General features: G+C 61.4%; 10 protein-coding genes. 4 read left to right on the top strand and 6 right to left on the bottom strand.

Translation table 11 applies throughout. The features are described from left to right. Window positions 1–46 precede the first annotated feature (46 nt). Genes ACSVIE_RS01420 through ACSVIE_RS01435 form a run of 4 tightly spaced genes read right to left on the bottom strand, consistent with a single transcriptional unit; the run spans window position 47 to window position 5,502 of the window. Entirely contained in the window at window positions 47–1,792 is a 1,746-nt protein-coding gene (locus ACSVIE_RS01420; RefSeq protein ID WP_442422799.1) for an acetyl/propionyl/methylcrotonyl-CoA carboxylase subunit alpha, read from the bottom strand. Beyond that, window positions 1,777–3,378 (bottom strand): 5-oxoprolinase/urea amidolyase family protein, encoded by a 1,602-nt coding sequence (locus ACSVIE_RS01425; RefSeq protein WP_442422800.1) that lies wholly within the window; start codon window positions 3,376–3,378, stop codon window positions 1,777–1,779. Before ACSVIE_RS01425 ends, ACSVIE_RS01420 begins: the two co-directional genes overlap by 16 nt. Further along, window positions 3,371–4,693, bottom strand: coding sequence for an MFS transporter (locus tag ACSVIE_RS01430; RefSeq protein ID WP_442422901.1), 1,323 nt, complete (start codon window positions 4,691–4,693; stop codon window positions 3,371–3,373). Before ACSVIE_RS01430 ends, ACSVIE_RS01425 begins: the two co-directional genes overlap by 8 nt. Before the next feature lie 47 nt (window positions 4,694–4,740). Continuing rightward, the gene (locus tag ACSVIE_RS01435; RefSeq protein WP_442422801.1) at window positions 4,741–5,502 is read right to left on the bottom strand and encodes a LamB/YcsF family protein; all 762 of its coding nucleotides are present in this window, start codon (window positions 5,500–5,502) and stop codon (window positions 4,741–4,743) included. Between the two features lie 108 nt (window positions 5,503–5,610). Here ACSVIE_RS01435 and ACSVIE_RS01440 point away from each other — a divergent pair, with 108 nt between their 5' ends. From ACSVIE_RS01440 to ACSVIE_RS01450, 3 genes are all read left to right on the top strand, one after another. Further along, window positions 5,611–6,312: a GntR family transcriptional regulator gene (locus ACSVIE_RS01440; protein WP_442422802.1), complete on the top strand. Its 702-nt coding sequence runs from the start codon at window positions 5,611–5,613 to the stop codon at window positions 6,310–6,312. A gap of 240 nt (window positions 6,313–6,552) precedes the next feature. Then, the gene (locus ACSVIE_RS01445; RefSeq protein WP_442422803.1) at window positions 6,553–7,638 is read left to right on the top strand and encodes a M20 family metallopeptidase; all 1,086 of its coding nucleotides are present in this window, start codon (window positions 6,553–6,555) and stop codon (window positions 7,636–7,638) included. Window positions 7,639–7,649: 11 nt separating this feature from the next. Further along, entirely contained in the window at window positions 7,650–9,254 is a 1,605-nt protein-coding gene (locus tag ACSVIE_RS01450; protein ID WP_442422804.1) for a PucR family transcriptional regulator, read from the top strand. Between the two features lie 28 nt (window positions 9,255–9,282). Here ACSVIE_RS01450 and menC read toward each other — a convergent pair whose 3' ends face one another. Together menC and ACSVIE_RS01460 are read right to left on the bottom strand one after the other, a co-directional pair. Then, window positions 9,283–10,398, bottom strand: coding sequence for an o-succinylbenzoate synthase (gene menC / locus ACSVIE_RS01455; protein ID WP_442422805.1), 1,116 nt, complete (start codon window positions 10,396–10,398; stop codon window positions 9,283–9,285). Beyond that, window positions 10,395–11,228 (bottom strand): GNAT family N-acetyltransferase, encoded by an 834-nt coding sequence (locus tag ACSVIE_RS01460; RefSeq protein ID WP_179018254.1) that lies wholly within the window; start codon window positions 11,226–11,228, stop codon window positions 10,395–10,397. Before ACSVIE_RS01460 ends, menC begins: the two co-directional genes overlap by 4 nt. Before the next feature lie 218 nt (window positions 11,229–11,446). On the opposite strand from ACSVIE_RS01460, the gene ACSVIE_RS01465 reads away from it, so the two are divergent. Beyond that, window positions 11,447–12,376, top strand: a complete 930-nt coding sequence (locus tag ACSVIE_RS01465; RefSeq protein ID WP_179018255.1) for an ABC transporter substrate-binding protein — start codon at window positions 11,447–11,449, stop codon at window positions 12,374–12,376. Window positions 12,377–12,381 lie beyond the last annotated feature (5 nt).

A 12,381-nucleotide genomic window follows, 5' to 3' on the forward strand; every position in this document is an offset into this window, starting at 1 on the left:
GGTAACCGCCGTCGTCCGCTCGCCTTGTGTTGGTGCCCGGCTGACGTTACTCGACCGTGAGTCGGCCGATATCCTCCCCTGTCTTGACCGTGCTTCCTGCCGGGGCCAGGACCGCAGTAAGAACACCAGACTCCGGCGCTGGAACAACGTTTTCCATCTTCATGGCCTCCAGGACAACCAGCGGCGCACCTTCTTCGACTGACGTGCCGGCGTCGACAAGCCACTTGACCACTTTGCCGGACATGGGCGACTGGACCAGCCCTGGATCCACAACTTCCTCATAGCTTGCTGAGTCGCCCTCACCCGCAGATTCCAGGCCAGCGGCGCCCAGCATGAGTGCCAGGTTTCCCGGGAAGCCGACCATCACGCGCTTGCCGTCGATGTCCAAGGGGACGGACACGGTCCCTGGAGGCCCGGGATGGTTCGGATCATAGGCCGGGTCCGGGGTGATGCCGTGTCGAAACTCTGTCTCGATCCATCGGGTGTGGATGGCGAACGAGTCTGTGAAGTCGGGCGATTCCAGCACTGCCCGGTGGAAGGGCACGAGGGTGGGCAAGCCGGAGATGGTGAAGGTCTTCAACGCCCGGCGGGCCCGCCGAATAGCCTGCTGTCGGTCCGCTCCGGTGACGATCAGCTTGGCCATGAGTGAGTCGTAATATCCGGAAATCTCCGAGCCCGCAGCGATCCCGGAGTCCAGCCGGATGCCGGGACCGGTGGGGACGGTAATGGCCTCCACGGTCCCGGGCGTCGGCAGGTAGCCGCGACCCACGTCCTCGGCGTTGATCCGGAATTCGAAGGAGTGGCCGCGGGGTACTGGGTCTTCCGCGAGGGAAAGCGGCAGTCCTTGGGCAATCCGGAACTGTTCCTGCACCAGATCCACGCCGGAGGTTTCTTCCGTGATGGGATGTTCCACCTGAAGCCGGGTGTTGACCTCCAGGAAGGCGATGGCGCCGGATTCGGACACGAGGAATTCCACGGTTCCTGCACCGGTGTACCCCGCCTCCGAACAGATGGCCCGGGCGGCCTCATGGATGGTGCGTCGTTGCTCGTCGCTGAGGAATGGGGCCGGGGCCTCTTCCACGAGTTTCTGGTGCCGGCGCTGCAGGGAGCAGTCCCGGGTCCCCACCACGATGACCTTGCCGAAAGTATCGGCAAGGATCTGAGCTTCGACGTGCCGGGGGCGGTCAAGGTACTGCTCTACGAAGCATTCTCCCCTGCCGAAAGCCGTGACAGCTTCGCGGACTGCTGAGTGAAAGGCTTCCTCCACGCCGTCCAGGTCCCGCACCACTTTCAACCCGCGCCCGCCGCCGCCGAAGGCAGCCTTGATAGCGATGGGCAAGCCCACGTCTTCGGCAAACCTCCGCGCTTCTGCGGCGTTGGCAACGGGTCCCTCGCTTCCGGCCACGAGCGGCGCTCCCGCACGGACTGCTATCTGACGGGCGGTGACCTTGTTGCCCAAGGCCCGAATGGCGTCGGGGCTGGGTCCAATCCACGTCAGCCCGGCGTCCATGACGGACTGGGCAAAGTCGGCGTTTTCGGAGAGGAAGCCATAACCGGGATGGATCGCGTCCGCCCCGGAGCGCTTGGCGATGTGCAGAATCTTGTCGACGTCCAGGTAGCTCTCCGCCGGTGTCCGGCCCGTCAGGCTGTAAGCCTCGTCGACGGCGGACACATGTAGCGCGTCGGTGTCGCTGTCCGAGTAGACGCCGACAGAGGCGAATCCTGCGTCGGTGCAGGCCGAAGCGACGCGCACGGCGATTTCTCCGCGGTTGGCAATCAGGATCTTGCGCATTGGTAGGAACTTTCTGTGGTGGGTGGTGCGTACTTGAAACGGACCCGGCCTCCGGCGGGGATTTGGGCTGCTTTGTCCAGGTCTTTTGGGGCTACGACGGCGATCACCGGGTAGCCGCCGGTGACGGGGTGATCGGACAGGAAGACCACCGGCTCCCCCGTGGGCGGAACCTGGATCACTCCGCAGATGGTGCCCTCGCTGGGCAGCTCGTCATGCCTGATCCGCTCCAGCGGTACACCGGAGAGCCGCATGCCGATCCGGTTTGAGTCGTTCGTAACTGTCCACTCCTGCGTCACCAACGACTCCAAGGCGCCGGGCGAAAACCAGTCCATCCGCGGACCAGGTCCGAGCTCCAGTTCCACCGTTTCGTCCTCAGGAAAGACAGGCTGCGTTTCCGGGAGGCCGACAGCCTGTGCAGGTGGTGGTCCGACTACCAGGAAGTCCCCCGCTGCCAGCGGTTTGGAGCCCAACCCGGCGAGAGTGTCCGCAGAACAACTGCCCAGCACTCCTTCCGCGTCAATCGCGCCCCGAACCGCTAAATAGCTGCGTACGCCAACCGAGGGCGCCGAAAGCGTCAGCACCTCACCATCCATCAGCGCAAAAGGCGTGGCCACCTTAGCTGACCGTGAGCCGGACTCGGACGTGATTCGGTTTCCCGCCGGTGCTCCGGCGATGGCAAGCAGCTGGTCGCCTACAGCCTGAACGGTCAGGCCGCCGTCGACGATTTCCAAGGCAGCGGCGCCCTCGGCGTTGCCAACGAGGCGGTTGGCACGGCGAAGCGAGCCTTGATCGAGCGCCCCGGAACGCGAGACGCCAATGGCGGCGTGACCGGGTCGGCCAAGGTCCTGGACCAGGGTCAGCGGGAGGCTTCGGAGCACTCTTAGTCCGGCGCCAGCGCGGTTGTCATCTGCACGTGCCGTCGGCTCATTGACGACAACCTTGTCCCGCACTGCCCGGTAGCGGACGCTGGTACCGGGACTGACCAGCGCCGGTTCGGTGCGATCGCTGTCCCACATGGCGCAGCCGGTGTGGCCAATGATCTGCCAGCCGCCCGGCGATTGCCGAGGGTACACACCCGTATAGCTCCCGCCGAGAGCCACCGACCCCGCATCAACACTGGTTCTTGGGCTTGGCCTGCGCGGAACAGTGAGGCTGTCATTTTCTCCCCGCATGTAGCCAAACCCGGGGACGAAACCCGTAAAGGCCACTGTCCACAGTTGTCCCGTGTGGGCGGCGACAACTGCTTCAACACTGATTCCGGCAAGATCGGCAACGTCCCGGAGGTCCTGACCGTCGTACACGGTGTCGATGTCCACAAGCTTCTGGCCGCTCTGGTGATACGGCGGAATGGCAAGCTTCTCCACCTCGGCTTTGATCCGCAACATCGCAGTGGGGCTTTCAGCGGTGATCAGCACGGTCTCGGCGGCCGGAACCACTTCCCGCTGACCCGGGAACGGGTTGCGCTTGAGCATCTCCGTCAGCGCGAGGACATCCTCGGGGGCGCTGAGTTCGGCAAGGACGCCGCGCTCCCCCACGGAACGCACCGCAACCACCCGCGAAGCCGTGCTACTCAGCGTTTCAGGCATTGACTTCACGGATGAGCCTCAGGTCTTCTTCGGGCTTGGGGTCGCGGCCGAGTGCGACGCCGACGATTGTCACCGCGGCACACACGGCAAGGTAGACGGCGATCAGGTACCAGTTGCCGGTTGCTGCATACAGTCCCGTGAAGATCAGCGGTGCGATGGCGCCACCGATGACTCCGGCCAGCGTGTAGGCCAGAGAGCTGCCGGCGTAGCGGAGGCGCGCCGGGAACTGCTCGGTGATGAAGGCAGCCTGCGGGCCGTACATGAGGCCATTGAAGATCAGCCCGCCCACCACGCCGAGGGTCAAGGTCACCACCGAACGGTCCTGGATCATGATGAAGAACAGTGGAATGTAGATGGCGCTGCCGGCCGCCGCGATGCCGTACAGAAGGCGGCGGTTGAAGCGGTCGGTGAGGGCGCCCGCCGTTGGAATGATGAAGATCTGCACCGTTGAACCGACCAGGATGGCGGTGAGAACGTTGCCCGTGGTCATGCCCAGTTCTTTGGTGGCGTACACAGCCACATAGACGGTGAACATGGAGTAGATGACATCCGGGCTGATGCGGGACAGGGCCGCTGCGATGAGGGCGCGGGGTTCGGTGCGGAAGACTTCACGCAGCGGTGCTTCGGAGCGTTCATTGTTTTCCACCAAGGCCTTGAAGACCGGGGTTTCTTCGAGCTTGAGACGGATGACCAGGCCGAAGACCACCAGCAGCGCCGAGGCGAGGAAAGCAACGCGCCAGCCCCAGGAGAGGAAGGCCTCGGTGCTGAGGGACGCGGCAAGGATCGCCAGGACGCCGTTGGCCATGAGGTTGCCAGCGGGCGGGCCGATCTGTGCCGCTGAGGACCAGAAGCCGCGCTTGTTCGGGTCACCGAATTCGCTGGACAGCAACACGGCCCCTCCCCATTCACCGCCGACGCCGATTCCCTGCGCCAGTCGCAAAAGGACGAGGATCGCCGGGGCGGCCGGGCCGATCGCGTTGTAATCGGGTAGGACGCCGATGAGGATGGTGGCCGCACCGATCAGCAGGAGCGTAACAACGAGGACGTGTTTGCGACCCAGCCGGTCACCCAACCGGCCGAAGATCACGCCGCCCAGGGGGCGTGCCAGGTATCCGACAGCGAATGTGGAGAAGGAGAGCAGCAGGCCGACGAACTCGTCGTTTCCGGGGAAGAAGATCTTGGGAAAGACCAGGGCGGACGCCACGGAGTAGATGGCGAAGTCGTAGTACTCAAGCGATGTCCCGCTCAGGCTGGCGACATAGGCTTTGATGGCGCTTCGCCTGCGGAGGCGGTTTTCGCTGGCGGAAGCGGACATTGGCTTCTCCGGTTCGGAATGGTGGGCCAGGGCGTTCTCTTGGTGCGTCACTGGACAAAACTCCTTACGGCGATGCCGGCTGATTCGAGGGATTCCCGGACTGCGGAAGCGATCTGGACGGCACCGGCAGTGTCTCCGTGGACGCAGATACTTTCAGCATGAACGGTGATATGTGAGCCGTCTATGGTCTCGATTTTGCCCTCGCTCACCAAACGGACAGTGCGCTCGGTGATGGCCTGGGGGTCGTGAAGAACCGCACCTTCGAGGCTTCTTGGGGCAAGGGCGCCGTCGCGGGTGTAAGCGCGGTCAGCGAAGGCTTCAGGTACTCCACGCAGCCCTGCTTTCTCCGCCCGGAGCAGGACTTCCGACCCTGCAAGGGCCAGAATCGGCAGCGAGGAGTCCACCGAGCGGACGGCGTCGACGACGGCCTGCGCTTGGGCGGGATGGTGGACGATTGCGTTACCCAGGGCGCCGTGGGGTTTCACATACTTCACTGTCGTGCCGGCGATCGCCGCCATTGCCTGCAGGGCTCCGATTTGGTAGGCAACATCGTCGGCGAGTTCGTTGGGGGCAATGTCCATGAACCTGCGGCCGAAGCCGGCCAGATCCCGGTATCCGGGATGGGCGCCCACGGTGACGCCGCGCCGCGCAGCGAGTTCGCAAGTTGCCCGCATGACGGTTGGGTCTCCGGCGTGGAAGCCGCATGCAACGTTGGCGCTGGACACGGACCGGAAGACGGCGTCATCGTCGCCCAGGCTCCATCGCCCAAAGGACTCTCCGACGTCGCTGTTCAAGTCGATCTGATGCATTGTGATCCTCATCTCAGGGAAAGGTGATGCACCCATCATTGCTTAACTTCGGGAATCGTTCAACGATTCTCAGAATGAAAGATGTTGAGAGAGTGTAGATTTCTTCTTATGGAAGCAGCTGGGGAACTCTTGGACGACGCGCACTACGAGCTCGGCCCCGCCGCAAGGCTCCGGGTTGCAGTTCCAGCCGTCGCATTCCGCGTCGCGGCCGAACTTCGCCGCCAACTCATCACAGGCAAGTGGGTTCCCGGCATGCGCCTCAACGAGCCCACGATCGCAGAAGAACTCGGAGTCTCCCGCAACACGCTCCGAGAAGCATTTGCTGAACTGGGCGCCGAACGATTGGTGGTCCGCCTCCCCAACCGGGGCGTTTTTGTGGCCGCGCCGGGCGCCGACGACCTCCGCGATTTCTACACCGTCCGCCGCGCGATCGAAGTCAGCGCAGTCCGGAACGGCGGCTCCGCAGAACGCATCGCGGCCATCCAGGAAGCCGTAGCGGAAGGCAGAAAGGCCGCGAAAGCCAAGGACAAGGAGCGCCTGGCCGATGCCAATCTCGGGTTCCACCGCGCCATCGTGGAGATGGCCGAAAGCCAGCGACTCAACACCCTCATGAACCAAGTCCTCGCAGAGATGCGGCTGTTCTTCTTCAAGGAGCCGGTAAACGTCGAGTTCTACTCAAGGTATGTGGAAGAGAACGCAGAGATCGCCAAGGCACTTGCCGAAGCGCGCTTCGACGAGGCTGCTTCCCTCCTGGCTGACTACCTCGACCGATCCGAGCAGCACCTCTTCGAGATCTACGACGCTTCATAACTGAATTCGGCACGGGGGCTAGGCGTGTACTGCAAGGTCGGCCTCCGGCACCGGATGGAACGTTCGGACTTCGCCGAAGTTTGTCTGATCGGACAAAAATGAACGCGACAATTGTTGCTGACAACATCCGGCGCGGTGGCGAACCATTGGATGATGAGGGCAAATCCCTGACTGGAGGTCCTCTTGCCTGCTCGACTTACTGATGTTTTGTCCCCTCTTCAGCCCCGAATGCTGCGGGACTTGGAACTGCTTGTATCCTCGGAATCGCCCTCCGAGCAGCGCACACACCTCGGTATGGCCGCGGACGCTGTTTCTGCTGTGGGGAAGAGCCTTCTGGGCAGTGAGCCAGTTTTTATTTCCGGCGAGGGATGTGATCACCTGCTGTGGCGCTTGGGCAAAAATCCCCGAGTACTCATCCTCGGACACTACGACACCGTTTGGCCGCTGGGCACTATCCAGCGGTGGCCTTTCTCTGTGGATGGCGATAAAGCCACAGGGCCTGGTTCCTTCGACATGAAGGCCGGGCTGGTTCAGGCCTTCTACGCTATTCACGCTTTGGGCTGCCCGGATGGAGTACAGATTCTTGTGACTGGAGATGAAGAGATCGGTTCTCCGTCCTCCCGCGTTTTGATTGAAGAAGTAGCGTCCGGGGTGGAAGCGGTACTAGTCCTTGAAGCAAGCCTGGACGGCGCCCTTAAGACGAGCCGCAAAGGGTGCGGCATGTATCAACTTCACATCCAGGGGCGCGCGTCGCATGCGGGCCTCGATCCGGAGGCCGGAATAAACGCAACCTTGGAGGCAGCGCATCAAATCCTTGTTGTCGATGCCCTTAAGGACACTTCGATGGGTACGTCGGTGACATCCACCACGCTGCGCTCCGGTGAAGCGTCCAATCAGGTCCCGGCGTCGGCCACGTTGGACATTGACGTCCGAGCTGCCTCAATAGCTGAACTTGAACGGGTCGACGCCGCCCTCAGGCGCTTGCAGCCGATGATTGAGGGCGCCACCCTCAAACTTCAGGGCGGGATCGACAGGGGTCCACTTGAGCAAACCATGGCCTCGGCTCTCTATATGCGCGCACGGGAAGTGGCCGGCAATTTGGGGTTGCCTCCCCTTCTCGAAGCGATGGCAGGTGGAACTTCCGATGGAAATCTCACCGCTGCCCTGGGGATTCCCACTCTGGATGGGTTGGGTGCAGTTGGAGCCGGCGCACATAGCGAGGGAGAATGGGTCCAAGTCAGCGCCATGCCCCAGCGGGCTGCATTGCTGGCGGGGCTCGTTGGCTCGCTATTGGTAAGCCCCATCGACAGCGCTGGAACCCTGTAGGAGTCCTTGCTATGAACGGACCTGCTTCATCACCCTCATTCGTGTCGCTGAGCGAGCTGCTGGAAAGACTCGGTCCGCTGCTGATGAGGGCTCATCGCGTCGGCGGTGACCTGCCATCAGTAGATCCCAGGGTACGGGCCGCTGTTGTATGGGATCCTTCGGAAACGGTCCCGCCTACTAAGGGCGGTGTTCTCCTCCTGACGGGGGCATCCCTCATGCCAGGATCGGCATCGTCAGCTATCCGCCAAGCGGCGGCGAGTGGGTACGCCGCCGTCGTCATGAAATCCCGCGACCTGGCCGAGGACGCAATCGACGTTTCAAGCGCGGAAGAGGTGCAGATACTCGTTGCCCCGAATGACGTCTCTTGGAACTCGTTGCATGAGCTGATCAACGACGCCGTTTCCACGACACCGGAAACAGCACCTGCGGCTTTGACAGGCATCGCACCGGGCGACCTGTTCAGCCTGGCAAATGCAATAGCAGCCGTGGCGGGGACGGCCATCACCATTGAGAACGTCAACCGTGAGGTGGTGGCGTATTCGAACATCGCCGATCAAGGGACGGACGATAGCCGACGGGATGCAATCTTAGGCCGTGCGGTGCCGGATCTACCTTGGTATCTGGCGCGTTACAGGGCTGTGGCCATGGCGACCCAACCAATTTTCTTTGGGCAGGAAAACGGCGCCCTGGACCGGGTCGCAATGCCGGTAAGAGTCGGATCCCGACTGGTGGGCTCTCTGTGGGCTTTTGACGAAGGCGGCACTAGGAGCGATGACATCGCGAGAGTTCTCGCCGATGCTGCTCCCGTCACTTCTCTTCATCTCCTCCATGCCGACGGTGCGTACAACTTGCAACGCCACCGGCGTGGTGAGTTGCTGACGGCCGCACTCGGTGGCGGGCCGCTGGACCCCGGCGTCGCCCAGACACTGGCCAAACATATGCCGATGGTGCTCATCGGGCTGGCACACTCCGGCGAAGCCGGGACAGATATTGACTTGGGCAGGGCTGCCGACATTGTGGCGTTGAACGCTGAAGCTATCCGAAGGACAGCGTCCTGCACGGTCATGGGGAACCGGGTCTTTGTGCTTATACCTGACGCGGAACAGTTGACGGATGAGCGAATCCTAAGCTTCCTGAATTCCTGTCAGCGTGCAGTTGCGGGCGCTGCGGGAATTCATCTCCGAGGCGCATACTCAGGTCTACTAAACGCTGTGTCCGACCTGAAGGGGGCCCAAACTGACATCGAGACAGCGTTCCGCTTTCAGAACGGCAAAGCTTCCGACGGTTCTCTCTCTGTGGCAAAAGACCGCCATAGGGTTCTTCTGCAAGAGCTCTCCGAGGGCACAGTTGCCGCCCCTGGACGGTTGCTGGAGTCTGTGCAAATGATGCTTGATTACGATGCTGACAACGGCACCGAATATGCCGGGACTTTGCTGGCGTACCTGAACGCCTTTGGTGATAACCGCAGGGCGGCAGAGGAAATGATGGTTCACGAAAATTCGCAACGCTATCGCATGCGGCAATTGAGCAAAAAGTTCAGAATCGAAATGGACAACCCTGAGCAACGTCTCATCATCTGGCTGCAACTGCACCTGCAAGGGCGGAAAGAGCGCTAGGCGCCCTCCCCGCCTTTCGCAAATCCCTTCAATGTCCTACTCGGACATATTCATGGTCGACAGTGACCGACTCCAGGTAGTCAATATCCAGAACCACACCCGTACCCGGGCCTTCTGGAACCTTGATGGTTCCAGACTCCAAGTGAAACTCCTTGCCAATGTCCTTGTGGTAGTAACGCTTAGTCGCTGAAATATCCGACGGAAGAGTAAACCCTGGCAATGATGCCAACTGCAGATTCGCCGCCCGGCCAATCGCGGTCTCCAGCACTCCACCACACCAAACGGGAATACCCTGAGCCAGGCAGAGATCATGGATTGCCCGCGCTTCGAGGTATCCACCGACCCGGGCCGGTTTGATATTAATGACTTGCGCGGCGCCCATCTGCAGTGCTGTAGCCGCCGACGCAACGGAAGTCACAGACTCATCGAGGCAAAGGGGTGTTTTCACGTTCGATGCGAGCTTGGCGTGGCCTGACAGGTCTTCAGCGGCAAGCGGCTGCTCCAACAACAGCAGGTCGTAGGCGTCCAATCGCCGAAGTGTGTTCATATCGGCGCTCGTATAGGCCTGATTAGCGTCGACCTGAAGCAGCAGGTCGTCTCCGAACTCGCGTCTGACGGCACGGACAGGTTCCAGATCCCACCCCGGCGCTATTTTCAGCTTTACCCGTGAATATCCTTCCTGCAGATACCCTTCAACTTCACTCATCAGCGCACTCACAGACTCGAAAATGCCCACCGAAACACCCACCCTGACCTTCTGACGGGAGCCACCAAGATAGGACTTCATGGACATGCCGTGTGCACGCAACTCAGCGTCAAGGATGGCGCTCTCAAGCGCCGCCTTGGCCAACGGGTTCCCTGGGACCTTTTTCATCTCAGTATGGGCAGTAGCCGCGTCAATCTTGGGCATCTTCGAGATCAGCGGAATCAAGACCTCTGCAATGAGCAGCCGTGCTGACTCAAGCCGTTCCGGGAAATAGACGGGATCGGCATCTGCTGCGCATTCGGCCCAACCTTCTGAGTCTTCGGTGATCCACCGGACCAGAAGCATCTCCCGCACCGATTCACGTCCCCGGGAAGTCCTGAACTCCCCGGCCAACGGCATGCGTACCCTTCGCAGTTCCACCTTGAATGGAGCGCTCACGCGGCGCTCACCTTATCCAGCACGTAGAACCCGGAAGCGGATACCGAAACTGGTACCAGCTTGTGGGACTCGGCCTCCTGAAGCACCTCCGCCATTGACACACGCCAACGCATTGCCAATTCGATGTCCTGAACGCGCATCGCCTCGATGTCACTGGGAATCCAAACCCGCATGCCGGGCTGCGGGTCGATACCGGTCAGCTGAGGGTTGCCGTTCTCCCCAACGCCAAGAGCGACCGGCCCATCGTCGATTGCCGGCGACTGCTGGGCCGCCGTGGCAAGATTCCAGCTCACGCAAATGCGGTCCGTGCGGTCCGCCCTGTTAAGGGAATCGTGCATGGGTGGGTAGAAGTCCGGAACGTAGTCCTGGACCTGCGCTCCCAAGCGAACCAAATTGAAGTGGGCATTCCTTCGGATGAGTGGGTCGTAGGTCCACAACATCCGTTGCGCACCCCTTTCGAGCGACCAAACACGCTGGGCGTATTTGAGGGCGATGCCCACCCCCCTGCCCGCAAAGCTTGGCTTTACTCCTGCAATGAGTGAATACATCACTTCAGACATAGGAGGGCCAGAGATCGCGACGGCCACGCCTACCACTTCGTTACCGGCGATCGCTCCGGTTACACAGGCGTCAGCGTGGCTCAGGCTACGGAGGAGATCAGAAGTGAGCGGAGAAGCGTCACGGCGGGTGCCCCAGATGCCAGCCAAAAGGTCAGAGGCGGCCGCGAATTCATCTTTGGAGGAGAGCGTACGCAAGGTCGTCGCTGCCCTGTCGGCCGATTTCGCCGCAAAGGCACGAGCAGATGCCAGAGGTTCCAAAACAGTTGTCATGGACCCAATGCTCCAGCGTGGCACCAGATGTTCCTTTGTCGTCCACGACTAATTTCTCGTCGATATTTGTTCCGCAGAACCACAAAACCGAGTTCCTCCGGTGTCAAGCTCAGTTGCAACCGCACCATTAGTGGCCCAAGTCACCCCAACGCATGGGAGTGAAGAGGACCACCTTTTCAACGAATTCTCGCGGGTCCACATCACGAAAGGTTTATTCGATGCGACTTAGCAAAACACCAATGGCGCTGCTCACAGCTGCCCTGGTTGTCACGACGATCAGCGGGTGCACGACAGTTTCCCAGGGCGAAGGTACGACGCAGAGCGCGGCAGCAGGCCCTGCCTCTCCAGCCCCCGCATCCGGTGGCGTCAATGAGGAAGCCCGTGCCCTTCTCCCCCAATCCGTGCGCGACAAAGGCACCTTGGTGCTGGCCACAGACCCCACCTACCCCCCGTTTGAGTACTTCGACACCGACAACAAGACGGTCATCGGTTGGGATGTGGATATGGGCAACGCGCTGGCGTCAGCCCTCGGGCTGAAGGCGGAATACGTGCCCACAACATTCGAGACGATCCTGCCAGGTCTGGCGTCGAACAAGTACGACGCGGGCATGTCAGCTTTCAACGTCACCGAGGAGCGTCAAAAGGTGGTGGATTTTGTCCCCTATATCTCCGGGGGATCCGGTATGGCCGTTCTGCCCGGCAACCCCGCGAAGCTGTCGATGACAGCGGCCTCACTGTGTGGAAAAAAGATAGCTGCCCAAAAGGGCACCCACGAGTCCCAGGACATCCTGCCTACTATGTCGCAGGAATGTACGAGCAGTGGTTCGCCGGCCATCGACCAAGCCGTGTTTCCCACCCAAACAGACGCAAATCTGGCGCTGATCTCGGGCCGTGTTGACGGCGTAATGGCGGATAGCATTCCCTTGGCCTACCAGGGAACCCTGGCTGGGAACAAGTTCGAATTGGCCGCAGGCGGAGACTTCGAGCCCCGCCTTTCCGGAATAGCCCTGAACAAGGAATCGGGTCTACGACCGGCCATCACGGCCGCGATGAAGGCGATCCTCCAGAGCAGTGTTTACTCCGATATCAACAAGCGCTGGGGAATTCCCTCCGCGTCCAGCATCACCGCTGATCAGATCTCCGACTAAAAGTC

The sequence above is a fragment of the Paenarthrobacter sp. NCHU4564 genome (assembly GCF_052156435.1).
Lineage (GTDB): Bacteria > Actinomycetota > Actinomycetes > Actinomycetales > Micrococcaceae > Arthrobacter.